At 51.8% G+C, this 25929-nt stretch carries 23 protein-coding genes; 14 read left to right on the top strand and 9 right to left on the bottom strand.

Features of this window, described 5'->3' with window-relative positions:
* Positions 1–427 precede the first annotated feature (427 nt).
* Entirely contained in the window at positions 428–676 is a 249-nt protein-coding gene (locus ACO0LF_RS26620) for a hypothetical protein (RefSeq protein WP_423019586.1), read from the top strand.
* Positions 677–716: 40 nt separating this feature from the next.
* Here ACO0LF_RS26620 and ACO0LF_RS26625 read toward each other — a convergent pair whose 3' ends face one another.
* A complete protein-coding gene (locus ACO0LF_RS26625) occupies positions 717–1421 on the bottom strand; it encodes a hypothetical protein (RefSeq protein WP_423019588.1) in 705 nt (234 codons plus the stop codon).
* Positions 1422–1529: 108 nt separating this feature from the next.
* Entirely contained in the window at positions 1530–1904 is a 375-nt protein-coding gene (locus ACO0LF_RS26630; protein ID WP_423019590.1) for a hypothetical protein, read from the bottom strand.
* A 478-nt stretch (positions 1905–2382) separates the two neighbouring features.
* Here ACO0LF_RS26630 and ACO0LF_RS26635 point away from each other — a divergent pair, with 478 nt between their 5' ends.
* Positions 2383–2844, top strand: a complete 462-nt coding sequence (locus ACO0LF_RS26635) for a cupin domain-containing protein (RefSeq protein WP_423019592.1) — start codon at positions 2383–2385, stop codon at positions 2842–2844.
* A gap of 74 nt (positions 2845–2918) precedes the next feature.
* Positions 2919–3335 (top strand): hypothetical protein, encoded by a 417-nt coding sequence (locus ACO0LF_RS26640; protein ID WP_423019594.1) that lies wholly within the window; start codon positions 2919–2921, stop codon positions 3333–3335.
* On the opposite strand, the gene ACO0LF_RS26645 is transcribed toward ACO0LF_RS26640, so the two are convergent.
* Both ACO0LF_RS26645 and ACO0LF_RS26650 read right to left on the bottom strand, forming a co-directional pair.
* Positions 3311–4477, bottom strand: coding sequence for a hypothetical protein (locus ACO0LF_RS26645; protein WP_423019596.1), 1167 nt, complete (start codon positions 4475–4477; stop codon positions 3311–3313). The genes ACO0LF_RS26640 and ACO0LF_RS26645 overlap by 25 nt on opposite strands.
* A 411-nt stretch (positions 4478–4888) precedes the next feature.
* Positions 4889–6109 (bottom strand): hypothetical protein, encoded by a 1221-nt coding sequence (locus ACO0LF_RS26650; protein ID WP_423019598.1) that lies wholly within the window; start codon positions 6107–6109, stop codon positions 4889–4891.
* Between the two features lie 807 nt (positions 6110–6916).
* Between ACO0LF_RS26650 and ACO0LF_RS26655 the strand changes: the two genes are divergently transcribed.
* Entirely contained in the window at positions 6917–7159 is a 243-nt protein-coding gene (locus tag ACO0LF_RS26655) for a hypothetical protein (protein WP_423019600.1), read from the top strand.
* Positions 7160–7527: 368 nt separating this feature from the next.
* Positions 7528–10521 (top strand): hypothetical protein, encoded by a 2994-nt coding sequence (locus ACO0LF_RS26660; RefSeq protein WP_423019602.1) that lies wholly within the window; start codon positions 7528–7530, stop codon positions 10519–10521.
* A gap of 151 nt (positions 10522–10672) precedes the next feature.
* Here the strand turns inward: ACO0LF_RS26660 and ACO0LF_RS26665 are convergent, their stop codons facing one another.
* The 3 genes from ACO0LF_RS26665 to ACO0LF_RS26675 form a co-directional block, all read right to left on the bottom strand.
* Complete coding sequence (locus ACO0LF_RS26665; RefSeq protein ID WP_423019603.1) at positions 10673–11449, bottom strand: hypothetical protein; 777 nt, start codon at positions 11447–11449, stop codon at positions 10673–10675.
* A 37-nt stretch (positions 11450–11486) separates the two neighbouring features.
* Positions 11487–12077, bottom strand: coding sequence for a hypothetical protein (locus tag ACO0LF_RS26670; protein ID WP_423019604.1), 591 nt, complete (start codon positions 12075–12077; stop codon positions 11487–11489).
* A gap of 142 nt (positions 12078–12219) precedes the next feature.
* Positions 12220–12993: an AraC family transcriptional regulator gene (locus ACO0LF_RS26675; protein ID WP_423019605.1), complete on the bottom strand. Its 774-nt coding sequence runs from the start codon at positions 12991–12993 to the stop codon at positions 12220–12222.
* An 80-nt stretch (positions 12994–13073) separates the two neighbouring features.
* On the opposite strand from ACO0LF_RS26675, the gene metC reads away from it, so the two are divergent.
* Together metC and ACO0LF_RS26685 are read left to right on the top strand one after the other, a co-directional pair.
* Complete coding sequence (gene metC, locus ACO0LF_RS26680) at positions 13074–14267, top strand: cystathionine beta-lyase (RefSeq protein ID WP_423019607.1); 1194 nt, start codon at positions 13074–13076, stop codon at positions 14265–14267.
* Between the two features lie 165 nt (positions 14268–14432).
* Positions 14433–14873 (top strand): hypothetical protein, encoded by a 441-nt coding sequence (locus tag ACO0LF_RS26685; RefSeq protein ID WP_423019609.1) that lies wholly within the window; start codon positions 14433–14435, stop codon positions 14871–14873.
* Between the two features lie 65 nt (positions 14874–14938).
* Here the strand turns inward: ACO0LF_RS26685 and ACO0LF_RS26690 are convergent, their stop codons facing one another.
* Together ACO0LF_RS26690 and ACO0LF_RS26695 are read right to left on the bottom strand one after the other, a co-directional pair.
* On the bottom strand, positions 14939–15628 hold the full coding sequence (locus tag ACO0LF_RS26690; RefSeq protein ID WP_423019611.1) for a hypothetical protein: 690 nt from the start codon (positions 15626–15628) through the stop codon (positions 14939–14941).
* Between the two features lie 154 nt (positions 15629–15782).
* Entirely contained in the window at positions 15783–16256 is a 474-nt protein-coding gene (locus ACO0LF_RS26695) for a hypothetical protein (protein ID WP_423019613.1), read from the bottom strand.
* A gap of 159 nt (positions 16257–16415) precedes the next feature.
* On the opposite strand from ACO0LF_RS26695, the gene ACO0LF_RS26700 reads away from it, so the two are divergent.
* The 7 genes from ACO0LF_RS26700 (at position 16416) to ACO0LF_RS26730 (ending at position 25424) form a co-directional block, all read left to right on the top strand.
* Positions 16416–16673, top strand: coding sequence for a hypothetical protein (locus ACO0LF_RS26700; RefSeq protein ID WP_423019615.1), 258 nt, complete (start codon positions 16416–16418; stop codon positions 16671–16673).
* Positions 16674–17314: 641 nt separating this feature from the next.
* Positions 17315–17752, top strand: a complete 438-nt coding sequence (locus tag ACO0LF_RS26705) for a response regulator (RefSeq protein WP_423002920.1) — start codon at positions 17315–17317, stop codon at positions 17750–17752.
* Between the two features lie 9 nt (positions 17753–17761).
* A complete protein-coding gene (locus tag ACO0LF_RS26710) occupies positions 17762–19546 on the top strand; it encodes a putative bifunctional diguanylate cyclase/phosphodiesterase (RefSeq protein ID WP_423019617.1) in 1785 nt (594 codons plus the stop codon).
* Entirely contained in the window at positions 19515–21758 is a 2244-nt protein-coding gene (locus ACO0LF_RS26715) for a PAS domain-containing sensor histidine kinase (RefSeq protein WP_423019619.1), read from the top strand. The genes ACO0LF_RS26710 and ACO0LF_RS26715 overlap by 32 nt, the downstream gene beginning before the upstream one ends.
* Positions 21758–23212: a sensor histidine kinase gene (locus ACO0LF_RS26720; RefSeq protein WP_423019621.1), complete on the top strand. Its 1455-nt coding sequence runs from the start codon at positions 21758–21760 to the stop codon at positions 23210–23212. Before ACO0LF_RS26715 ends, ACO0LF_RS26720 begins: the two co-directional genes overlap by 1 nt.
* Before the next feature lie 669 nt (positions 23213–23881).
* Positions 23882–24484 (top strand): tetratricopeptide repeat protein, encoded by a 603-nt coding sequence (locus ACO0LF_RS26725; RefSeq protein ID WP_423019623.1) that lies wholly within the window; start codon positions 23882–23884, stop codon positions 24482–24484.
* Positions 24485–25118: 634 nt separating this feature from the next.
* Entirely contained in the window at positions 25119–25424 is a 306-nt protein-coding gene (locus tag ACO0LF_RS26730) for a hypothetical protein (RefSeq protein ID WP_423019625.1), read from the top strand.
* The last annotated feature ends 505 nt before the right edge of the window (positions 25425–25929 follow it).

A 25929-nucleotide genomic window follows, 5' to 3' on the forward strand; every position in this document is an offset into this window, starting at 1 on the left:
GCTCCAATCCAAGGCCCAAATTGACTCAGCTCAGGATAGCGCTTAAAGGCGGCGACCTATGTGCGGGAACACACCTCCGGGCGTCCATGGAAAAATAAGAATTGTTATGCAGGGAAGATCAAGACCAAGAATCGCACCACAGATACACAGAGGCACAGAGAAGTAGGGTGCGCCATGCGCACCGCTTTTTTAGACAAGCTGGTACATTGATGGTGCGTTATAACGCACCCTACGGCGTACGGTTTTTTGTAGGGTGCGTTGTAACGCACCGTTTTTTCCTCACCAACCCAAGTGCTGCGTATTCCAAGGCAATAACTGACACTTTAAAAATAATGCGCAAAGAGCGCGTAATTATTGCTACACTGATTCTTGATACACTGAGTCCTGGAAGTTTGATCCCTATTCCACCCTGGCCACCTTCATTCGCATGCTCGATTTCATCTTTGAAATTCTCTTGCAAGTCATTGCTTATGGCACGGGCAGATTAATTATCCCCGTGCTGTCGCTGGGTACCATGCGCGGCGAAGCTTTCAAGGGTGAATCATCGCCTTACAACAAAGCTTCGTTTTGGCGTGACAGCAAGGGCATCGTCATTAGTGGAGACATGACCAGCCTGATCGGTATCGTATTCTGGATAGTCATCGCCATTGCTGTGGCTATCTATGTCAACCGCTGAAATTATCCAGGCGATTCATTCCTGCGCTTGAGCCAACACCTCAGGGTTTCCACGCACTCTCTATCATCGCATACCCCTGTTTATCATATTGCTTAAGCTCAGCATTGTTATAGGGATAGAAATCATTTTCACCAAAATAGGCTTCGCTCAGCTCGGCAAAATATTCGCGGTGATTGCTGAGTGCATAGGCGGCCTGCAGGGCGGGCTGATGGTCGCGTGTGACCTGGCGGTAGAGACCGGCGGCCCTGGCATGCTCGTAGGCGCGCAGGATAGCGGCATCAAGTTCTGGGTGCATGAAATGGTAGGCATGCGCCATCTCATGCAATAGCCCATAGGGCTGGGTATTGACAAGATTAGTGAATTCTTTCCAGTTACAGATTTCTATATTGCCAGCAAACTCGACTGGGTAGCCATGCTCCCTGAGCCATTGTGCCGATGGATGATGCTGTGCACCAAAGGCGCGATAGGTGCCGCTGGAAACATAGATATTAACGACATGCAAACCAGGCTGGGCATGGGCTGGCAACTTGCTGAGTTTGTTTAGTTGATCTGTCAGTACAGTCAGGAAGGCAGACCTGGATTTTTCATCTGCCGTCTGCGCGCCCTGATCCAGCAGCACTGTCCAGCCATCCAGTTGCATCTTCTGGTAAGTGCTGCGGGCATGGGCCAGCGGCGTGCCCAGCATCAGTATGGCTGCACTTGACAAAAATGTACGGCGATGGCGGTTGACAGAGGAAAGCTGCATGGCGAGGCAAGACAAAAAGGCTGGTGAAGATATTGATGATAACAGCCCGATTAAAGCATGGCCATGCCAGATGGCGCAATAGCATGCGCCATCATGTGTGAACCAGCATCAACGACGATGCGGCTCCCAGTGCCCTTCCCTGAAATGCCAGGAATGGCCTACCTGCTCCCAACGATGCTCAACCCAGAAATGGCCCGAGCGTGGGGCAGACCAGTAACCACGATGCCAGACATGACGGCCACCTTCCCAGAACCAGGCACCACCTATCCAGATATAACCGGGTGTTGGTGCTACCCCTATCACTTCCGCATAGGGGGCAGGTGGCGCTGCTTCCACTACCACTACATTAGGCTGTGCATACACCGGCTGAGGTACATATACAGGCTGGGGTTGCGCATAATAGTGGGGACGTGGTGCCACCACGCAACCCGTCATCATGGCAGCAACAGCAATTGCACTTAAAGATAAAGGCAAGGTTTTCATTTTATTACTCCGTTTCTATGTCCACAGCTAGCGACAGGCAAAAAAATTGGTCAGCCGCTAGCACATACAGACATTAACGTTCATGGTAAAACTGTTGTTGACGGGGTTTTGTAATGATTTGTAGCAAAAACGCAGGGCTTGCCAGTGAAGGAACAACGGTCTGTAACAATTGAAACGGACGTGAAAAATATTCGCCTGCGACCAGTGCAAAGGGCACCCTGGCGCTGAGTTTCATGACACACATCGCGCCCTGAAAGTTGCCGCAAACACCAGACGCATTGCCTGTTGCCTCACCTTGCAGGGTGCGCCATCAAGCATGATGGGATTAAAAATGGTGCGCAAAACGCAGCCTAGCAAACTGATTACTTCGTGCATACCCGGCACTAAATTGTGCAGCATACCCAGCTTGCAAGAGGCGACCTGTACAGCGTTCTTGTATTGTACACTTGCTATTTACCCCAATAATAACGGAGACATCATGCGCATCAACAAGACCTCGACCATCATCGCGGCATTTTTTGCTGGCATCATTGCATCGCCGCTGATACAACATGCCGTCAGCGAAGCGCGTGCAGATGCGCCTGCGTTATCCCCTGCAATATTCGATTTGCAGGCAATCAAGCATGATGACTTGCCCAAGACCAGCAACCCGGAACTCAATGCCCGCACCCTGGTTACCACCGACCATGCCACGGTCGGTATACAGTCAGGCAATATCGCCAAGCACACGCACCCGCAGACGGATGAATTGCAATACATCATCGAGGGCAGCGGCAGCATGTGGCTGGGCAATGAACGCAAGGATTTCAAACCCGGTAGCCTGATCGTCATCCCCAAAGGCACGGCCCATGCTGGCAGCATCGTCAGTAACGGCCCCGTCAAGGCCATCGCCATCAAAATCCCGCCTCAGGGCAAGGGGGATATTGTTTTTGTGGATTGAGGCATGTTGGAATTATTTTTAAACTGAGCAATATGCTGCGACCAGCATTTACACATGATGGGCCTGGCAGGAAATTGGCCCTGGTTTTATTATTCCTTCTGACGGCCGCGATGCCAGGCATAGCGATGGCCGATAACTGGAATGGCGCGCGTGGAGCTATATTTGTCTTTTGCTCTATCCCGGTTGCAGTACTTGGGTTTGTCATCAGCCTCGCTTTTCTCATCAAAGGGGCTTTTCGAAAACCTGTTTTTTTCATGATCCACAGCGCTGTCTTCATCTGTGCTGCATTCGCAGTACTGATCGCCAGCACTGTTGGCGGTGACCGTCAATCATTTATTATTGCACTGCTAGGTGAATCTGTATTACTGCTCATTGTCCTGTTACCCGGGTTCATACAATATCTGTCGCGCGACCGGACAACAAAGACCAAGCTCCAAAATCGCCATCATCAGATTAAACCAGACCGTCATTTCATGCATGGCAAGACTTGATACCATGGCATGTGCAAAGCGCCAGGATGGAAAAGAATACAGGTATTACCACCCATCTTGATGCTTTCGTAGCTTGCACGTGTCACTCTTACTTCTTGAAACTGTTTTTGCTCACCCCATGGTGCAAGCAACAAGATGTAGCCTCCCTTGTCACGAAGCGCTGTTTTTTTCATTACCTCGACTTTATAAACCTGTGGTGCAGCATTATCCAGTTTGGTATTTGCCAGGACGAAAGTACTGTACCCATATCCGCCATTCAGTAATAACAAGAAAAACAAGACCCAATATCTGCGTCGCGCAAAGCGATCAAGATGAAAGATCAAGCCGGTAAGGGCGATGGCAGCTATCGCCGCGAACACCAGGATATCAGTAAGCTGGAGTAGTACGGTGCCAACGTCATGCGCATATACCGTGAGCACTAGACTAGACAGGATAAAGAGCAAGGCCAGGTCTGGCCTGACATTGCCTGAACCCTCAGCGATTTGATAGCGACCTGGAGACCATGCCATGAGCGCAATCGCCGCCCAGGGCAATAGCACCAGGGCTGGTATGGCCACATCAGATATGCCTGAAAACAGTAGCGCAAAGATAGCAATAACGATGGAAGATGACTTGAGGTGCTTTGCCACTGTTTTTGCAGTAGCCAATTGTTGCATGCGCTCAGTCTCGCTATTCCCAAAATTGCTGTCCTTGGCAATCTCGTCCAGAGCGAGTTGATTGTCCCGCGCATCCAGGTCTTCTATCGCATGGAACCAGGTCTGGAATACAGCATCCGTTTTCAGCAAGGAATGCACATGGATTTTTTTTGGTTTTTTGTCGATAGACAAGATCTCAGTCACATCTACAAAGGGGATGAAAGGAAGATACATCTTAGGGGCAGGCCATAGCTCATGCCGTGGTCCTCTGTTTCTGAGTTCTATCCAGGGACGAAATTCACGACGCCCCTTGATCTGGGCATGCAACAGACGTGTTATCCCATGCAACGCGTGAACTTCTATGGCATCCCTATACAAGATGAGCTGGTAGCGGCTGACTTTCAGAAAAAAATACAAGCCCAGGGCAGTAAGCAGCAGGCACAACATGTATATCATCAAGATGAGGCTAGTCTCTGGTACTTTCAGATACATCGCCGTCAACAACATGCTCGACATCCCGGCCAACGCAATAAGAATCGCAAACAGCTTGAATAAAAATCGCCAGAGGGGTGACAAACGATAAATATATGGGAAAGTGATCTCGTCTTTAAAAAGACTTTTTTCTGTTTTCACCTGAGGGGTTTGTGCTTTTTCCACAACCTGATTCTATTTCTGAACTTCTATTCCTGAATTGTGCTTTCAACAGCAGCACATGCTTAGCATATATGTTAGGCCTGTTAGCCAGATTGCGTCAATCAAACTTGCTGCATTGCATGGCAATTCATTCTCTATTGTTGTGTCTGACCATAGCCCAAAGATAAAATTAATTTCTTTATTTAATTTCCCTTATGCTGCATCACTGAGCCTGGTTGCCCGCCCTGCCCATCCTATATATGCCAGGACCAAGACAATACTGCTTCACGGGCAAGTAGACACCACATACCAGGGCATGTGCAAGCCACCCCTGTGCAGATCGACACAGGCCATGCCACCTGCAGCGATACTGCGGAATATGGTGCTGTCAACGGTGACATCTTCTGATTGACGGATAGGACCCCAGGGTGCCAGTTGCAAATGATAAGACGTACTCTTGCCATTAGAGATGCGCTTGCTCAATACCTGAACCTGGTAGCTGGTCGTGGCAGCATGATCAAGGCGGACATTGACCAGGGTCACGCCACCATAACCATAGACACAAAACATCACGACCATGAAGAGTATCATCACAAATTTGCTACGCAAGGCGCGATCTACCAGCAAACCCAGCGTCAGCAATACCAGGCCACAGGCAAGTGCAGTTAGCAAGGCCGCCGAGTGATTGACCAGATTAATGTTCGCCATGGAACGTGACATCAAGGCGACGCAAGGCATGATGATCATGAGGGCCAGGTTGGGTTTGACATCAGTGGGTTTGGCATCGAGCTGATACATGCCATTTGCCAGCTTCATCATCAACAAGGCCAGCCATGGCAATATCAAGTTAAACAACACCAGCAAGTCATAAGGCTCGGGAAAGACAATCAGCCAGAAAGAAAAAACCAGGGCAGCACCATTGGCAAGCTTGGCATGGCGCTTGGCCGTTTCCAGTCTTTGCAAGCGCTCTGCCTTGCTGCTGCCGAGATTGCTGTCGGCAGCAATTTCATCAAGTTGCTTTTGCTGTTCTTGTGCATCAAGGTCAGTGATGCCATCCATCCAGCTTTGGAATGCGGCATCAGTGTTGAGCATCCTGGCGATCTGGATTTTTTTCTCTTGTGGGTCCAGCGGAATGAGGAAGATTTCTTCTGGCGCATTATGACGGCGTACCAGCCTGCGGCCTTGCAATTGCGAACGCAGCAAACGTCTGCTGGAAAACATCTTGTGCACCTCAATCGCATCATGCTGCAGCACTATTTTGTATTTGAGGACATCGATTAATAAGAAAACACCCATGGCGCTCAGTATTAAGGCAACCACCAGCAAGATTGGGCTATTGCCCAAGCCCTGCCCCTCCAGGGTAGTCAGCAAAGCACCTGCCATCCCGCCGACTATCAAGATGATGGCCAGCGAGAGGGCGATCAAACGCCAACTGAGTGACAAGCGATATTCCCTGGGGTAGCTTGCTTGCAAGTGACTGGGGAAAGCTGAGCCTGTATTTTTCATTACTGGTCCTGTCTATATTTTTTAATCTGCCAGTCTGGAGTTTTCAGGCAAGCATGATGCTGTATTACCTGGCAGTATACTGCCATCAAAACCCTGGTGCTGCTCTTGTTGATACAATTCCGTGTGTGTGAAGCATCTTCCCTTCTCTCTCCAAAAAAACCGGTGCGTTATTACGCCCCCTGCAGCGCACCCTACAGGTATAGTCGTTTCATTGATGCCCTTGCAGATCGTGCCGTTTTTTACCTGGACATCCTCTCAGTCGTCATTCCTGCGCAGGCAGGAATCCATGGTATTTTTACCGTGAGGTTTGATTTGCAGTCGTTTTTTTGATGTATCAAGATTTGCGAAGTTTCTTTCTTGATTGACGAACGCCGCCAGGCTCCAGCCTGCGCTGGAGCGACGCTGCCAAGTATAGTGGTTGATGAGATTGAGCAGGGTGCGCCATGCGCACCGTTTACTCCAATAAATCATGTGCATATCTCGTCATGTACATGGTGCGCATGGCGCACCCTACCCCGCACTGAGAAATGCAGAATGCGTTATAAGCTACCTGCTTGCAAGTAGCCCGCTGCGCAACGCCCGGTATTGAAAAATTCAACTCCTGCATTAGCCGGACTGAAATACTCTCTGCCATGATTTAATCTCTACTTTCGTTTTCCAGAGTCAATCATGCATCGTCATCTACCCTATTTGAGCAGCTTTGCGGCACTGCTATTGTGTCTGTCGGCAAGTGCTGAGGATATGCGTTGTATCAAGTCCGATAGCACAACTGATTACTCCGCTTGTTACAAGCTGTCAGAAATGCGCATGAATGGCAGTGTGCGCTCTTTTCCTCTATATCAGATTCGTGGCGCTAAAAACCCGGGGGAATTAGTGAAATCCCCTTTCATCACCGTCTATGACTGCAATACAGAAATGATGGAACTGAGGGAAGATGACCAGCCATTTTGGGGTCGTATCAAAGCCGACTCCGGTACTTCAAAAAAATGGCGTGACAGCATTTGCGAAGAGAAAAATGTCCTCGTTGATGAGAAGCTGAAAATGCCTTAACTTGCCCTGCAGAAAAATACCCAGGTACATCCTCCATGTAGCGATGAAGAAATACATACAAGAAAGCAAGATAAAAAAATGCACTAATTGTTAAATAATGTAGCAAATAGATCAATCATCACCATTTGAAACAAATGTCTAATATGCTAGATAATTGATTAATTCATATTCAATGAATGATCAATTGCTCTAGTCCGGCTGCATGATTCCCCCATGCTCAATGCAAGACCAACATTGCAGGGCTTAGCCAGCCTCGACAGTCTCTTCACCTTTTTCAATCTATACCTGTGCGTGTCATCACGGCGATGGCGCATGGGCATTCTTGTCGCTTGCTGTTCTTCCTTTATTTTTCATAGCGGAGTTAAAACATGTGTGCATACAATCTCTCGTGGTTAAGTAATAGCGTACAAAATCAGGGACAGAATTTGTCCTTGTTGTCGGCCTTGCTGAGTGCCCTCAATACCTTGAGCACGAGCAATCCGGCACCTGGCACTGCCTGGTCAGCCGCCTTGCAAAACTTGCTCAGCGCGCTTGAGCAAGATCAAAAACCGGCTGCTTTGGAGCAGGCTGACTGGGAGACGCTCAAAGCAGAATGGTCGGACTTGCGTACCGCACTGGGCAATCAACTCCCTGCTGCATTGCAGCCTTTGGGCTATCAAATATCAACATTCCTTGAGGCTAAAGTTGTTCCGCCTGCCACCAAAGGTTTGCTCACCTACCCGTTGCTGGCGAAAAATGCGCAAGCAGATGGCCAAATAGCAGCTGGCGCACTCACATTTAAAACCTCTGCTGCTGCCAACGTGCAAGCCAGTGCCGTGATCGAAGTGCTGAGCCAGCAGCCTGATTGGGCCACGGACCTGGGCTATCAGCCCGTGCCAGGGAAAAGCTTTTTCCGCCTGGGCTTGCTAGGTAATCTTGGCGCAAATGTAGCTGCCGATGCCACGCCGGTGTGGGGAAGTATTGGTTTCGCCGCTGGGGCTACGGCAACGGCCCATCTTGACTTGTGCTTCAATTATCCGCCCAGCGACTATGTGGGTCAGGCTTTGCTGGACAGCCTCACGCAATTGCCTGTACCGGGTGATTTGCCAAGTGCACTGAGAGTTTGTCAGGGGGGTGATTTTGCCATCAGCAGCTTCGATGTTGCCGGCACAGCGAACTTGAGTGGCAGCATCAAGGCCAGTAGTGCCTTGGTCCAGACCGCGGCCAGTATGGGTGCTACGCCTTCGTGGAGCCCCGTCCCCCTGGGCAAGCCAATTAATATCACCGCTGGTCTTGCGGCAGAGTTTGCGGCCAGTTGGGCGCTTGAAGGTGACCTGCACCTGACTGTGATCAAAAAAGAGGGCAAGCCCATCGTCAAGCTGGCCAGAGGTATCAGTCGAAGCACGGGGGCCTCTGTCGATATTTCTGCATCCATCGGAATAGAGGGCATACAGGCGGCATTGGACCCTGTCATGAGCAAGATACTGCCTTCGGCTGAACCCTTGATCAGCAAGCTGGGTGGCTTTTCTGATCTGCGCAGCCTGGGACTGGCTGCCTTGAATAAAAAATTGAACCTGACTGACGACAGCGACTGGACACATGCGGCCCAGGCCTTGCTCAATATTGCTGCAGGCGGAGGCACCAGGGCTACTCAGGCCCTGAGCGACAGCCTGGGCAATATTGTCAACGACTTTAGCAAAAATTATCTGACACAAGGCGAGGCAGCCATCACTGATGCGCGTAATGCGATACAGACCCAGATCAAAACCCTGCTTGCTGGCGCGCTCAATGACAGCGCTACACTGGATACAAAAATCACCAGCGCCCTGGAAGATATCATTCAAAAGATTGATGCAGAAATCGCTGCGCTGGCTGGCAAACTCACTGGACTGACAAACACCGCAACCACACAGATAGCTGAGTCCCTGGGTTTGGCAAGCGCAGACCTGCAACAGTTTATCGAGGATCTGCAAGTCAAAGTCAATGCAGCCACTACTCGCCTGAGTAATTGGCTCAAGTCGTATGAAGCAGCCAGGGAACGTGTAGCCAAGGCCGTTGCCAAGATAGAGAAAAATAAACTGGCATTGGAAGTCGCCTATGCTTACCAGAAAAAACAAAGTACCACGACCCTGATCGAGATAGGTTTTGTGCAAGACACGCCGTCAGCACGCGCTTTATATCGGTCACTCTGGACTGGCCAGCTGGATAATTATGCAGCGCAAATCAAGATATGCGAAAGCGAAGGCAGTGCAAAAGAAATGCAAAGCCTGTTTGGCCGCACGCAGCAACGCCAGATCAGCACGGCTTTGTCACTGAGTGTCTTTGATTTTATCAATGTCCAGAGCACGACCAAGGTGCTCGACGACATTACCGTCAATGCTGACCGCGACGGCAGGATCATCGTCGCCAAAGATGCCATCGCCCTGAGCAGCACTGTCAACTCTCAAGGTTTGGTCAGTGAATCCAGCTTGACGCTGAATCTGGAAATGCTGGCATTGAAAGACAGTCCGCCACCTTTCAATGCAGAATTCAAAGGCAGTGGCGATAAAATTAACAAAAATCATTTGAAAGATTTTTTTGCTTTGCTGGAAAAACTCAACGCTGTTTCACCAGGCAGCGGTTCGCGCATCAGTGATTTTTTATTTGGCGGCACGGCAGGTTCAGATGCACGGGTAAGTCAGGCGAATATCAATGGCACTTGCGTGCTTGATCAGGATGCCTGGCTGCGCCTCTTGCAAACCCCGGTTAACGAACTGATTGCTGCTGTTCAAGAGAGCTGCCTGGCCAGCCTGACTGCGGCGGTCGATGCTGGGGCTGAACGAGGTGGCATGGACGGCTCGCCAGCGGACTGGATTGCATGGTGCCTTGGCTATACAGGTTGGTCTGAGCAAGAATTATGGTCCAGTGTGGCTGCCAGCAGCAGTGCCACTATCTGGGCAGATGCATTATTCTCTGTCGAGCCACAATTTGGTTTTGATCCTATCCCAACCGATAACCCGCTTCAACCTCGTGCCATTCGCACCTCTTTGCGCCGTCTTTGGGAAGTGCGCCGCATTGCCAATGGCGCAGGCAAGGCGTGGGCCGCCGTTGTTGCCGAGGCGGCTTTATTCGCGCAATTAAAAACTGCTGCACCCGCTGGAACTGCGGCAACCGCGCAGACATTTGACAGGTTGTCCGCGCTCTCAAAAAGCATCAGTCAAAACTTTGCCATCGCCTTCCAGTTTGAAGTACCAGATCTGGTGCAACCGATGAAAGTCAGCTGGCGTTTCCTGGGCCTGGTGCTGGCGCTGCATAAGCTGGCTTTGCCAAACCAGGACAATACCTTCATCACCAAGGTGGAAACCACAGCGAACGGCAACGCTGTCGCCAAGTTGTTTGTATAAAGCCGGTTAGTTTTATCAGTACGCCTCTCATCGAGTACGGTGAGAGGCGATGCATTCCATAAACTGCGGCAATTACCAGGGTGCGCCGTGCGCATCCTTGTTCGAACATGTCATGTTGAGCTTGTACTTTTGAACTTGCTTCACCTCAGGCTCAACTAAAAAACCGCTCCAGTTTCGATACTTCATCAGCCGGCCCTACACTGCGTTTATTGCAGATATTCCGGCGGCCTGCGCCATTGTTTTTGAGGCTGCCATCATCGGCGATGTAATAACCGGTGCGATAGTACTCTTGCTCATCCTTGTTTTGCGGCTTGTGGATAATCACAGGTTGCAGCATGGTGGGCATGGCCTGGCCTTCCTTGGTCTTGCAATCCCATTTGACGGCAGAGCCACTGTCGTCTATGCGTATGGTGGCAACATGGTTGCTATTGGGCTGCTCCCACTTGATTTGGTAAACGGCATAGGGCAATTTGCTGGCAACGGCCTTGAACTGTGCATCATCCTGTTTGGCGGGCACAGTGTCGACCACGATCAGAGCCAGGGCAGCATTGCGCTTGAAAGGCATGGTGCGGTAGTTAGGTGTCTCTTTGACCCAGTAGCTGACATAGTAATTGCCAGCCCTGGCGGCATACACCTGGCGCAGGTTTTTTTGCTCAAACAAGGCTGCACGCGATTCCAGCAGCAATTCATAACCCAGCTGCTCACCTTTGACATTAATGGCATAGTGGGCAAATTCCCGGTACTTTTTGTCGACCGCCATGCGGCTATAGATAGGGTCGTCAGCACGCTGGGTAATGACGTCGGCTTTTGTGTCCAGCGCCGGGATGGCAGTCCACATCTGGGCCTGGGCAGTGCCTGCCAGGCAAGCGGCAACAATACTGAATGCCAGGGCCAAACGCCTGGTCTTGATGGTGTAGGTATTCAACATGGTGGCCAGGTGTCAGCTATCCGCTATCTGATAAGAGTTAAATTGTCTTCAGTTTCATGCCATTGGTCAGCGCAAAATGGTGCAGCTGATCAATGATATTTTTCTTGGAGACTGAGATGATGATGACGCTACGTTCTGCATCATTGACCCAGAACTTGACCCTGCCTATGGCGTCAGAGCCACGCATCCAGCGCCTGAAGGTAGCGAAGATGCCATTGCCACCACCAGCGATTTTAGGATCAGCCATGGTGCGATAAGAACTGTCTGCGGTTTCATAAAACAGCACATCGGCACAGGCAAAGGATTTGGACTTGCCCTCATCGATGATATAGATGGACTTGGTGTCGTAGTTGACGGCCAGCCCGTCATGGTCACAGACATCGGCGCATTTTGCGCTGTCAACACCTGAAAACTGCTGGATTTCAGTCACCAGCTTGCTATGTCTGCGCGCTTCCAGAGCCAGGCCAGCAAAGAAGGCATAGATAAACCAGGCGATGACGGGCAAGCCCAGGATGTTGCGCATGTACTGGGCGCTGAAGTTGCTGCCAATAAGGTAAAACAGAAACCAGGCAATCAGGATATTTCTGATGAGCGGGATGGTGATGAAATGAAAGATGTTTTTGACCATCGAGATTACCTTATCATTACGGAAAGTATTTACAGGCTATTATAAGTCTGAGTTCCCCCGAAACAGGCGCCATCAGCCAGGTAAAAGTGTAATCAAAAGTTACAATTTAAGCTAATCCTGCCCTGCCCCGGCCCTTCTCCGCTCAGGACGCGAGCAAAGCCTGCCTGAAAACCTGGGGGCTGGTTCCCATCAACTCTTTGAAGGCAGACACATAGGCGGCACTGCTGGCAAATTGCAGGCGGTGGGCGATGCTCTTGATCGAAGCAGTGGTGGCCAGCATATCAAGCGAGGCAATCAGACGGGCGCGTTGTCGCCAGCGGCGAAATGACATGCCAGTCTGGGCGCTGAAGTGGCGGCTGAAACTACGGCCCGACATGGCCAGCTGAGCCGCCAGCTCGTCCATGGGGCGCAGCCAGTGCCCGGCTTGCATCATCTCTTGCAGGGCCAGCCTGAGTGGGCCGGGCGCTAGCCAGGGCAAGTCGCTGGGCAGGCAGGCGGTTTCACTGAGAGCATGCAAAAGCAGGCCAGCCATCATGTTTTGCATGGCCAGGCTGCGCCCGACCGCAAACAGACCCAGCACCAGTTCACGCACCAGGCTGGAAGCCACCAGTACATGGGTCTCACCCTGGCGGGCAAATTGTGGGCATGCAGCCAGCATGGCAGGCGAAAAATACACCGTGCGCAAGGCCACGTCCGAGAGCATCTGTATGCCATGTTCTTGTTGCGGCGGCAGCCACAGGGCGCGCTGGGGCGGTATGGTCCATTGCTGGTTACCGGTATCGACCTGCATGCTACCGCTCAAGGCGAACACCAGTTGCCCCGTCTGATGGTGGTGCACAGGCAGGCTATGCCCTTGTGGGTGGCTACGGGCCAGTACGCGCCAGTCTGGCTGTGAGGCTTGCGGTGGCAAGGGCATGGTGTTGGCTATATGGTCAGATCAATGTTGGCTGCTCAACGATATAAATTGGCATTTACGCGCTGGCCAGCCAGCATAGTATGCAGCTTTTCTTCTTTCCTGACCATGCCATCGCCATGAAAACCGCTACCTCACTGATACACCTGGGCCGCCGCAGTGCGGCTGCTGTCCATGCCGTCAACCCACCACTGGTGCGCGCCTCGACCATGTTGTTTGAGAACCTGGCTGCCTTCAAGGAATCTTATCGTGGCAAGGTTTTCGAGACGCCGCGCTATGGCCGTTCAGGCACACTCACCAATTTTGAATTGCAGACAGCCATGGCCGAACTCAGTGGCGCAGAAACCTGCATCGCCACTGGCAGCGGCCTGTCGGCCATCAGTGCCGTGCTGATGGCACATGCCCAGCCGGGGCAGCAAATCCTGGTCTACCAGGGGGTATATGGGCCGACACGACAAATCTGTGAGCAATACCTGCAGGCCATGGGCGTGCAGCTGCGGTATTTTGCCGACCACCATGAGCTGGCCAGCCAGCTCAACGCAGACACCAGCCTGGTGTTCGTGGAAACCCCGGCCTCGCTGAGCATGGAAATGCCCGATGTTGCGGCCATTTGTCGCCTGGCCCATGCCCAGGGTGCCGTCGTGGCCTGTGATGCCACCTGGGGCACGCCGCTGTTTTTTGATGCGCACGGGTTGGGGGTCGATATCGCCATCCATGCTGCCACCAAGTTCATCAATGGCCATTCTGATGTCATGCTGGGCTTGTTGACTGGTTCCTATGCCAATCTGGCTGCCGTGCGGCGCTGGTGCGACCTGCAAGGCAACCATGCCGCCGCCGATGCCTGCTGGCTGACCTTGCGCGGCTTGCGCACCCTGGCAGTGCGCCTGGAAAAACACCAGGCCAGCGCCTTGCGCATCGCTTCCTGGCTGCAACAGCAAAGCCAGGTCGAACAGGTGCTGTTCCCGGCATTGCCAGGCGACGCTGGCCATACCATCTGGCAAAGCCAGTTCAGCGGTGCTGCCGGCCCCTTCAGCCTGGTCTTGCAGGAGTGCAGCGAAGCTGGCTTTGCCCGCTTTATCGATGGCCTGCAATTGTTTGGCCTGGGCACCAGTTGGGGCGGCTACGAGAGCCTGGTCATGCCAGCCATTCCCCACCACCTGCGCAGCCTGGATGTCTTGCCCGATACTGGCCGCATGGTACGCCTGCACATAGGCCTGGAAGATGCAGATGATCTCATGGCAGACTTGCAGGCCGCCTTGCAGCGCTTGAGCGCCTGATACTGCTTGGTGCGCTAGCTGGTCGGGCACATCACAAAAAAAGATGAAGCCCTGACCACCAGCCAGCACCGCGCTTAGTCTTGCAGGCTTTGACAGCAAGCCTTGCGCATGCTCAGACTTGACCAGGGCTTGAATTTCTTGCTTTGGTGAATTTACAATAAGCGCATGAATCCACCAGAAATCCAGCAATATCAATATCTATGGGACGGCACCCAGCCAGGCTGGGTACTGAGTAGATTTTATGGGCATGATTTAGAACTCTCCTTATTATTTGAGTCTGCAGGCCCATCAAACCGAGAACTGATGGCGATAAGACGCGCCATATCAGAATTCACACCTCAACCCCTACATCAAATTGCAGCCGAATTGCGCGGCAAGCCCGACTATTTTCTGGGAAGAATCAATGGAAGACTAGCCCGCAATATCATCACAGCATGTCGTAAAGAGGGCTTGAGGCTGTCTGAAAAAGTAATAGATACTTCTGGCTATTTACTGATCAATGAAATCAAAAATTCCTGCCTGCTGATAGAAGATGATGAGTTGGCCAGACAGGTCCATGAGTCAGCCATACAGCACGGCCTTCCGGTCAGGCTAACTGAATCCTGACACAGGATGCCCAGGGCGAAGTGTGGTGTCACCAAGCTTAGGAATCAAGCATCTCCTCACTCGTACTACCATTTCGGCCCGCGTAATTTCAACATCTCATCCCAATAACTGCGCCATGCGCCATAGGTTCTTTCATCGCTCATGAGTTCAGCCTCTTGCCGTGAGGCGCGCAAGTTCAGCCGGGTTTTCTGCGGCTTGGATTGAGGGTCGTTGAGGGTGGTTAACGTCAACACGCCAGACAATTGTGTCTTGCTGAGCTTGCCCTGAAATGTAAACAGGTCACGGGCAGCCTCTTCTTTTTTTGTCAGGGGTGAAAACACAGTACCGGTGCTTAGCTTGGCAGTAAAGCGGATGGCACCACTTTTTTCATCGTAGCAGAGCTCGTGCAATTCACCAGTAGGAGTATCGCCAGCCAGGCCGTCAGCGGCCAGCATGATGCCCAGCAAGCGGGTATCAGCACGCCATAGCAGGATGGTATAACCGCTGACATGCTCGCCGGAGTAGCGCATATTGGAAAAAGCCGCGATTTTGCTGATAGCCGTCGACTTAGCAAGTGTGCCGCTACAGTTGATGCTTTGTGCTGTTTGTGCTGTTTGTGCTGTTTGTGCTGTTTGTGCTGTTTGTGCTGTTTGTGCTGTTTGTGCTGTTTGTGCTGTTTGTGCTGTTTGTGCTGTTTGTGCTGTCTGTGCACAGACGTTAGAATTCAGACCCCATGCAGTGAGCAAGCCAAAGATTATTTTTGTTGTGAAATTCATTTTTTCAAACATTTGTTGAGGATGGACGGTACACATAGAGGTGGGTAAACGAGGCGCTATCTCAAGCCTCTCATTCCCGAGATACATCTGATTCATCGACTAATGACGACTAACATGCGTGCGCTTACGGCGTGCTAACCGTAGCTGCATGTTCTTATTCCCAAACCCCTTTTTTCCAATACTTGCACTTGATTTTGGCACTGTCGTAAAGTGTCAGCATTTGCTTTTCTATGTCCAGTTCCCTTGCAAGCTTGCGGCTCATGCAAAGGCGATCCGTACCCAGCCACCAATTAATGATTTCTAATTCACCCTCTTGGCTTTGCCGCGCCAGAAAGTAAATATTGCTGGCGACTTCCAGGTTTGGATAGCTATGCATCCTGGTGACGACGAAAGCCGGATCTTTTTTAAGGCGGCCTATCAGTACCTCTTCAACGCCGATGAACAATATGATTTCAGAATAGAAATCAATGACGTTTGGCTTAGGTAAATTCGGCCTGCCCCACTTCATATCATTCATGCGCGCTTCCATCAAAATGATATTGGGATGTTCAAGGCCCGTCAGGCTGTTACAGCCACTCAATACTGCCGTAGTGGCAATAAAGAAAAAAATCCTGGTGAAGATTTTCATAGCCTGCGGTTTCTCTTGACTGAATTTGCAGTTGCATCTATCCAGTTGATGAGTAACGCATTGATAGTCATTTTTTCTTTCATGTTTTTTCTTCGCAACTCGTCCAAGAATAAAGATGGATATTGATGACAGGCGGTATGCATTTTACCGAAATGAGTCATGTTAGGTAAGCATGATTATCTCAACATAAATAAGGCATGCAGAAAACGGCGCAGCAAAGAAAATCAACCACAGCGCATTCTCGATCTGCTGAACACACGGATATCCCTATGTCCATTGACAGTTTCAGCAATCAAGCAATGGCTGCCTAGTACAGCTCCCTATGCAAAAGATGCTGCTAAGCAGATGGAATGCAGATTAACCAGGGAGGCTGGACGACTTTTTGGGTCGGAGCAGGCGCAGCTGCGTGCTTTTTGAGGACAATGCAAAGCGAAAATAGTTAGACCCAAATAGCAAGGCCATTCAGGAAAATCACTTGATATTATTTAAACGCAAAACGCGTCTTTGAATGCGATGCGCAAGGCAAAGCAGAATGGAGACACCGAGGTGACATTCTTGAAGAATACTAGAAACCCTGGCTGCTACCATTTGCTGGTATTGACTTTCGATTTATGCCGTTAAACGACAACATCATCTTCTGCTAAAAAATTTAAAAAGTCAATTCACCTATCAGATGACCTGCCAATATCAGTTACAGCCGACAAGCCCTTAACTGACGCATGCTCCAATGATAAACCTCAAGCGCCAGACGCGGCATTCTCCTACAGACAAACCTCTTGGCGCAGCGCATGATTTATTGAGGGCAGTTGCTCATCTTGCGACAAAAGCGTAAAAAAATGCAAATTAGTCATATCAATATTGGCAACAGATAGACAATTGCATAATATGAATGTAAATTTAGTAATCATGTTTTTATTTCATTTTTAAGCAGCTCGTTTAGCCAGACAAAGACCCGGCAATTAATATTGCAGTAATGTAGATACTGTTACAAATTTCACATTGCAACAATATTGCCTTGAAGTATTATTTATAGATATGCGCAGGCGAAGGGGTGTCTAATGAATGACAGCATTCCGCAAACCAGACCGGTCACCATCCTGGTCGTCGATGATGACGATGTTGATGTGCTGGGTATAGAGCGCGCCCTGAAAAAACTCAAGATCGCCAACCCTATCGTGCGTGCCCATGATGGTGTAGAAGCGCTGGAAATCCTGCGCTCGCCCGAGGGCTTGCCAAAACCTTATCTGATTTTGCTGGACATTAATATGCCGCGCATGAATGGGCAAGAGATGCTGGCTGAATTGCGCCTGGATAAAAACCTGACATCCGCCGTGGTATTTGTGCTGACCACCTCACAAGATGACCAGGACAAGCTCATGGCCTATTCCAAACATGTGGCCGGGTATATCGTCAAACAACATGTAGGCGATGGCTTCATGCGTGTTACTGAAATGCTGGATCATTACTGGCGGGTCGTTGAACTGCCCGTTGCCTGAGGTGTAAACATGATGCTGACTGCGCCCCCACAAACCTCCACACTTGATATCCTCATCATTGATGATGATGAAGTCGACAGGCGCACCGTCATCCGTGCGCTGAAACAAGTCTCGGTCAGCGTCAATATCGTCGAAGCCAATAATGCCCTGGATGGTTTGCTGCGAGCCAAGGAAACCATGTTCGATGTCATCCTGCTCGACTACCGCCTGCCCGACCGCGATGGCATAGAAGTCTTGAAAAGCCTGCGCCTCGACAAGACCCATCATACGGCCATCATCATGTTGACGCATCAGGAAGATGTCAGCCTGGCCGAACAAGCCATAGAAGCCGGGGCACAAGATTTTTTACTCAAAGAAGAAGTCAATGCACGCCGCCTGATGCGTGCCCTGCACCAGGCCCGTCACCGCCACAAGCTGGAGGCAGAACTCAGCCGCAGCTATAACCAGTTGCGCGAACTGGCCGAGCATGATGCCCTGACTGGCCTCGCCAACCGCTATGATTTTGAACGGGCGCTGGCCTTTGCCGTGAGCCGCGCCAAGCGCGAAAACCTGCATGGCAAGATGGCCGTGCTGCTGCTGGACCTGGACCGTTTCAAGAATGTCAATGACACTTACGGCCATGCGATAGGCGACCAGTTACTCATCAAGGTGGCACGTCGCCTGGGCACCACCACCCGCGGCAGCGACTTGCTGGCGCGCCTGGGCGGGGATGAATTCGTGGTGCTGGTGCAGGATATGGAAAGAGTCGACCAGGCTATTCTGCTGGCCAGCCGCATCGTTGAAGCCTTCAAGAAACCCATCGTCCTTGATGGCATGGAATGGCATGTCACCATGAGCATAGGCATCGCCGTGTTTGGCTCTTGCGCCAATGATGCGACCGAGCTCATGAAATGTGCCGACATTGCCATGTACCGCGCCAAGCAAGAAGGCCGTAACCAGAGCCATTTTTATTCCGACCAGTTGCACCAGGCCGTGCGTCATCGTATGTATCTGGAGCGCGATTTGCGCCATGCCCTGCGCAATGAGCAATTGCAAGTATATTACCAGGCCAAGATCAATCCCTTCAATGGCCAGATCGGTGGCATGGAAGCCCTGCTGCGCTGGCACCATCCGGTGGAAGGCGTGCTGGCACCCGGCATCTTCTTACCGATGGCAGAAGAGCTGGGCCTGATGTTTGAGATAGACCAGTGGGTCATGCGCACTGCCTGCGCCCAGTTACAGGAATGGCGCTCGCTGCCGTTTTTGCATACCCAGGACCTGACCGTCGCCGTGAATGTCTCGGCCATACAATTGCAGGGCGATAATCTCATTTATACCGTCGATGAAGCCCTGCTCAGCAGCGGCCTGGACCCGCGTTTCCTGGAACTGGAAATCACTGAAAATGCCTTGATCCGTGACCCCCATCATGTCGCCGCCATCTTGCACAAGCTGGTCGGGCGTGGCGTGAAATTGTCGCTGGATGATTTTGGAACGGGCTACTCATCCTTCGGACATTTGAAGCTCTTCCCCATCCATGTACTGAAGATAGACCAGAGCTTTGTTGCTGGCGTGGGCAAGGGGGATTCGCCAGAGCGCTTGCTGGCGGCCATGATCGCCTTTGCCCAGACCATGGGCTTGTCCCTGGTGGCAGAAGGCATAGAAACCGAAAGACACGCCGATTTCTGCGCACAGCGTGGTTGTGAACTTTTGCAGGGTTATTTGTATTCCCGCCCTATTCCATCGAATGAGTTTGAAGATCGCTACCTGACCGGAAGCTTCCGCCATGAGCCAATTGGAACACAGTCTGCAGAATGAGCCAGGTAACAATCGCAAAACCGATCACGTCAATGAACAGCATGCCTTGCTGGCGGCTATTGTCGCCTCGGCCGATGATGCCATCATAGGAAGCGACCTCAGTGGCAATATCCTGAGCTGGAACCATGCCGCAGAAATCCTGTTTGGCTATAGCGCCACGGCAATTTACCAGCGCCCCTTTGCCATGCTCTTTCCGGCCGGGCAATTGCCAGACCACCTCTCGCTGATCAAACTCTTGCAGCAAGGTGCCTCGATAGGTCATTTTGAAACCATGCGGCGCTGCCAGGATGGCACCGAGCTACCTGTGGCCCTGACCATCTCGGCCATACGCGACGAGGGTGACAATATCATAGGCTTGTCGCTGATCGCGCGCGACTTCAGCGTGGGTTACCGCATCGCTGCGCGCCTGACGCAAAGCGAGCGCCATTTCCGTCAGGTGGTGGATGCGGCACCGAATGCCATGGTCATGATAGACCGGCGCGGCCTGATAGAAATGGTCAACTCTCAAGCAGAATCCATCTTTGGCTATACCCGTTCAGAACTGCTGGGCAAGCCGCTGGAAATCCTCATCCCTTCCCGCTTCCAGCGCCATCACCCCGGCTTGCGTACTGGCTACTTCGCCCACCCCGTCAGCCGCACCATGGGCCAGGGGCGCGAATTATATGGCTTGCGCAAGGATGGTACAGAGTTCCCGGTAGAGATAGGTTTGAATCCCATAGAAACTGCAGATGGCATCAAGGTCTTGTCAGCCATTGTCGATATCACAGAACGCAAGCGCCAGGAAGAACGTTTCCGCCTCGTCGTCGAAGCTGCGCCGAATGCCATGGTCATGATAGACAGCCAGGGCAAGATAGAAATGGTGAATGCCCAGACCGAGCAAATCTTTGGCTATGAGCGCGAAGAATTGCTGGGCCAGCCCATGGAGGTCTTGATACCGGCGCGCTTTCGCGCCCACCACCCTGGTTTGCGGAATAATTTTTTCACGCAGCCCAGCAGCCGCAGCATGGGCTCTGGCCGCGACTTGTTTGGCTTGCGCAAGGACGGTAGCGAATTCCCGGTGGAGATAGGCCTCAACCCCATAGAAACCAGCGATGGCATCAAGGTCTTGTCAGCCATTGTCGACATCAGCGAACGCAAGCGCCAGGAAGAACGCTTCCGCCTCGTCGTCGAAGCGTCCCCAAATGCTATGGTCATGATAGATAGCCAGGGTATGATAGAAATGGTCAACGCCCAGACCGAGCATTTGTTTGGCTACCAGCGCGCCGAGTTGCTGGGGCAGCCTATGGAAATCCTCATCCCGGCACGCTTTCGCCCACAACACCCGGGCTTGCGCAGCAGTTATTTTGCCAGCCCCAGTACCCGCGCCATGGGCACGGGCCGCGACCTGTTTGGCTTGCGCAAGGATGGCAGTGAATTCCAGATCGAGATAGGTCTCAACCCCATACAAACAGCCGATGGTCTCAAAGTCTTATCGGCGATTGTCGATATCTCGGAGCGCAAACGCTTTACCGATGAATTGTCGCGGCGCAACCAGGAATTGAATAATTTTGCCTATGTCGCCTCGCATGATCTCAAGTCTCCCCTGCGCGGCGTTGACCAGCTTGCCACCTGGCTCAGCGAAGACCTGGCAGGCAAGATCGATGACGATACCAATGAACATCTGCGCCTCATGCGCATACGCATCAAGCGCATGGAAAGGCTGCTGGATGACTTGCTGCTCTACTTCCGCGCGGGTCAGTTGGGCGGCACGGTACAGCATATCGATTTTGCCGAACTGGTGCGCGATGTGTTTGATCTCTGCTGTGCAGACAAGGCTTTCAGGCTGGAATTGCAGGGTGAATTCCCGCGCGGGCATACCCACAAGGTGCCGCTGGAACTGGTGTTTCGCAATCTCATCAGTAATATCATCAAACATCACGACACCAAGCAAGGCAACATCATGGTGCAAGCCATCCCCAATGAGCAATGGCTGGAATTTGCCGTCTGCGACGATGGCCCCGGCATCGCGCCAGAGCACCGTGAACGCGTCTTCGCCATGTTCCAGACCCTGCGTCCGCGTGATGAAGTCGAGGGCAGTGGCATGGGCCTGGCCATCATCAAAAAAACCATAGAGTCCCTGGGTGGCAACATACAACTCAGCGCCAACCAGCCACGCGGGGCTATCTTCAGATTTACCTGGCCAAGAAATACCAATGCAGTCGGGGCCGTGTAATGGCAGGCCAGAGCAACAACAGCGCATCGACAGAGTTACTGGCAGCCATCGTCAATTCCTCAGAAGATGCCATCATAGGCAGCGATCTGCATGGTCACATCATCAGCTGGAACCATGCCGCGACCCTGTTGTTTGGCCATGCACACGACAGCATACTCGGCCAGGCCTTTGCCTTGCTCTTCCCGGATGGCCAATTGCCCGACCACCTGACCCTGATACAACTGCTGGAGCAAAACAGCGCCATCGGCCAGTTTGAAACCATGGGCCGTCATGCCGATGGCAGGGAGATACCGGTATCGCTGAGCATCTCTGCCATACGCCATGGTCAAGGAGACAGCGCAGGCAAGATCTTTGGCCTGGCACTCAGTGCCCGTGACTTCAGCAATGGCTACAAACTCGCTGCCCGCCTGGCGCAAAGTGAAAGGCATTTCCGCCAGGTGGTCAATGCCGCGCCGAACGCCATGGTCTTGATAGACCAGGCTGGCGTGATAGAAATGATCAATGACCGTGGCGAAAAAATCTTTGGCTACCCGCGTGCCGAACTGGTGGGCCAGCCCTTCGACATACTGGTGCCTGCACGTTTTCGTGGACAGCATGCGGAACAACTAGACCAGCCCGCCCCCACCGTGTACGCCCTGCGTAAAGATGGTACAGAATTTCCGGTCGAAGTCAGCCTCAATCCCATCGATACGTCCGACGGCGTCAAGGTACTCTCGGCCATTGTTGATATTTCTGAGCGCCAGCATTTCATCGATGAACTGTCGCGCCGCAATCAAGAGTTAAAGGACTTTGCCTATGTCGCTTCGCATGACTTAAAGGCCCCACTGCGTGGCGTCAGCCAGCTGGCAACCTGGATCACTGAAGACCTGGCAGGTCAGATCAAGGAAGAAACCCGCGAACACCTGCACCTCTTGCGCGTGCGCATCACCCGCATGGAAAAACTGCTGGAAGACTTGCTGCTCTATTTCCGTGCCGACCAGCTGGGCGGCAACATCGTCACCGTCGACTTTGCCGAACTGGTGCGCGATGTCTTTGACCTGTGCTGCAGTGACGCCTCTTTCGACCTGGAATTGCAAGGCAATTTCCCCAAGGCAGCTACCCACAGAGTCGCCCTGGAACTGGTCTTGCGCAATCTCATCAGCAATGCCATCAAACACCACGACAAACGCAGCGGCCATATCATCGTGCGCTCCATCTCCTCTTCCGATGAAGAGCACTATATCTTCGAAGTCGCTGACGATGGCGCCGGCATCCCGCCAGAACACCGCGAACGCGTCTTCGCCATGTTCCAGACCCTGCGCCCCCGCGACGAAGTAGAAGGCAGCGGCATGGGCCTGGCCGTCATCAGAAAAACCATAGAGTCACTCGGCGGCCACATCAGCCTGGCCGCCAATGAACCACGTGGGGCGGTGTTCAGGTTTAGCTGGCCTAAAGTTGCGGGGGAGATTATTTGATAGGCAGGTATGCCTTGCGACTAGCCAGGCCTGGCTTGCAACAGCTTAATCCGCCCAAGCCTCATTAACGTCGCTCCAGCGCAGGCTGGAGCCTAGTGACTTTTGCGGATCAACGAAGAGACTTCGCAAATTTGGCTGCATCTAAAAAACTACGGTCCATCAAACCTCATGGCATTAACACGATGGATTCCTGCCTGCGCAGGAATGACGACTGACAAGATATCCAGGTTAAAAAACGACACAGTTTGTGAAGGCATCAATGAAACAAATATCCCTGTAGGGTGCGTTGTAACGCACCGTCGGCGCAACAACAAACGGTGCGTTACAACGCACCCTACTCACTTTCAATCACCACTGCCTACTGCAACGTCGCTGCAGCGCAGGTTGGAGCCTAGTGGCGTTCGTTAATCAAAGAAGAAACTGCGCCATCCAAGAAACTACGGCTAATCAAAGCTCACAACATACACACGATAGATTCCTGCCTGCGTAATGATGCCCGCCTGGCCAGATAACTGCCTGCCGCAACTGCGTGCTTATCTGGCTGGCCAATGAAGCGCCGGGGATGCGAGCATGCCTTGCGCCTGCCAGACCTGCAATAATTTCGCGCAAGTATTTTCACCCACTTATACAAACGTGCGCTATGCTGGCTTTGATACGAGATACTTCATTATGATCACTCTGCACAACACAGCTTCAAGCCGCCTTGCCCTGGCCATCATTAGTGCTGTTTTATTCCTGAGCCAGGATGCCTATGCCACGGTGCCCGCCTACAATCTGCCCGCCAGCACTGAGGCTGCCAAGACAGCGCTGGAAATGGAAATCGAAAGGGCAGAAGCAGGCAATGCGCCAGAGCAGCACTTGCTGGGCTGGCGGTATTATGTTGGTGACGGTGTACCCAGGAATGTACTTCAAGCTGCCTTTTGGTATCGCAAGGCAGCAGAGCAAGGTTATGCCGCTGCGCAAGTCGAATTGGCAGAGCTCTACCTTTATGGCCTGGAGGGCATGGACGTGGATGTGCCAGAGGCTATGCACTGGTTGCGTCAGGCGGCAGAGCACGGGAGGGCAGATGCCCAGTTGCAACTGGGCCACGCCTACCTATATCGACAAGAACCGATGAAGGATAAGCAGGCTGCCTATTTCTGGCTATTATTGTCCGCAGCCCAGGGCAACCGACAAGCGCAACGTAGCCTGCCATCATTGAAAAAAATGCTGACGGCAAAGCAAAGAAAACAAATCGAGGCTGATGTGAAGGCCTGGAAGCCGCTGGAGTGATCTCAAGGCTGCCATCAGACCAGGGCAGATTTTAACGCAGGAGCGGCTTCAGCTGCGCATGGCTGAAGACAAGAAAATTGAAAAAATAGGATGCGCTTCAAGAACTTCAGTACATTTCAAAACACACGGCACCAATACGATGGATTCCTGCCTGCGCAGGAATGACGATGGAGAAAATATCCAGGTAAAAAACGACACGGTTTGCGCAGGCATCAATGAAACAAATATCCCTGTAGGGTGCGTTGTAACGCACCGTCGGCGCAACAACAAACGGTGCGTTACAACGCACCCTACTCACTGCCACCAACTACTCCCCCAGGCAACGTCGCTTTAGTACGTAGGTTGGGCTACGCCTCATCAGCCCAACACTCGGCACATCAATCTCGTATCATTCTCTAAAAACTCTGGTGCTGGCGAAAAGAAACGCTGCTGAGAAATCAGCTAACAGACATCGCCATAACAAACGCTACCTTATAGCGCCCTCCTACTCACAGCATGAGCCCTGGTACAGTAACTCAATGATCATTGCAAGATTGTTGTATTATCCAATATACAAGACAAACTTCTCATCCCAATTCGACATGCTGCCATGAAAGCATGGCCAGGCTAAAACAAGCCTTAGTCAAAACAAACTATGTTCCTCCTGATATTTTTTTTAATCATTTATCTCTCGATAATTCAGCGCAAATTAAGCCTGCTGTCTGCAACCATAGTTTGGGCTAGCGAAGAATCAATGCAAATCATAGAGCCGACAAAAATAGAATATTTTCTCTGGCAACGGGGCCCTCCTCAGGTCAGCTTTCAAGCAAGAAATGAGGAAAAGGAAATATATGAGATACGCCTGGAATTGCATATTCGTATGGTTCAGTATGTCATGCAAATGATAAGAAACGGTGGGGCGGCTTATGACACAAAACTGGTGTCGAAAAAACGCCTCTGACCAGGGCGTGTTGATATACTTTCAAACAAAGTATCGTAGATCGGAACGGACCTCATTAGGCCAGGCCGCATCAGGGAAAATATCCAAAGAAAGACCCGGCTTGCGCGGGTATCAATGCAACGAATACACCTGTAGGGCGCGTTACAACGCACCATCGGAACAATAAAAACCGGTGCGTTGCAACGCACCCTGCTCACTGCCACCAACTAATACTCTCTGCAACGTCGCTCCAGCGCAGGCTGGAGCCCAGCGGCGTTCGTTGATTAACGAAGAAATTTCGTAAATTTGGACGCATCTAAAAAAACTGCGGCCAATCAAAGCTCACGGCATAAATACCATGGATTCCTGCCTGCGCAGGAATGACGATGGAGAGGATATCCAGGTAAAAAAACGACACGGTTTGCGCGGACATTAATGAGGCGACGATAGTAGGGCGCGTTATTACGCACCATCGTGCTCAATAAAAAACGGTGCGTTACAACGCACCCTACTTACTGCCACACAC

This window comes from Undibacterium sp. Di27W (assembly GCF_049340345.1).
Taxonomy (GTDB): Bacteria; Pseudomonadota; Gammaproteobacteria; order Burkholderiales; family Burkholderiaceae_D; genus Undibacterium.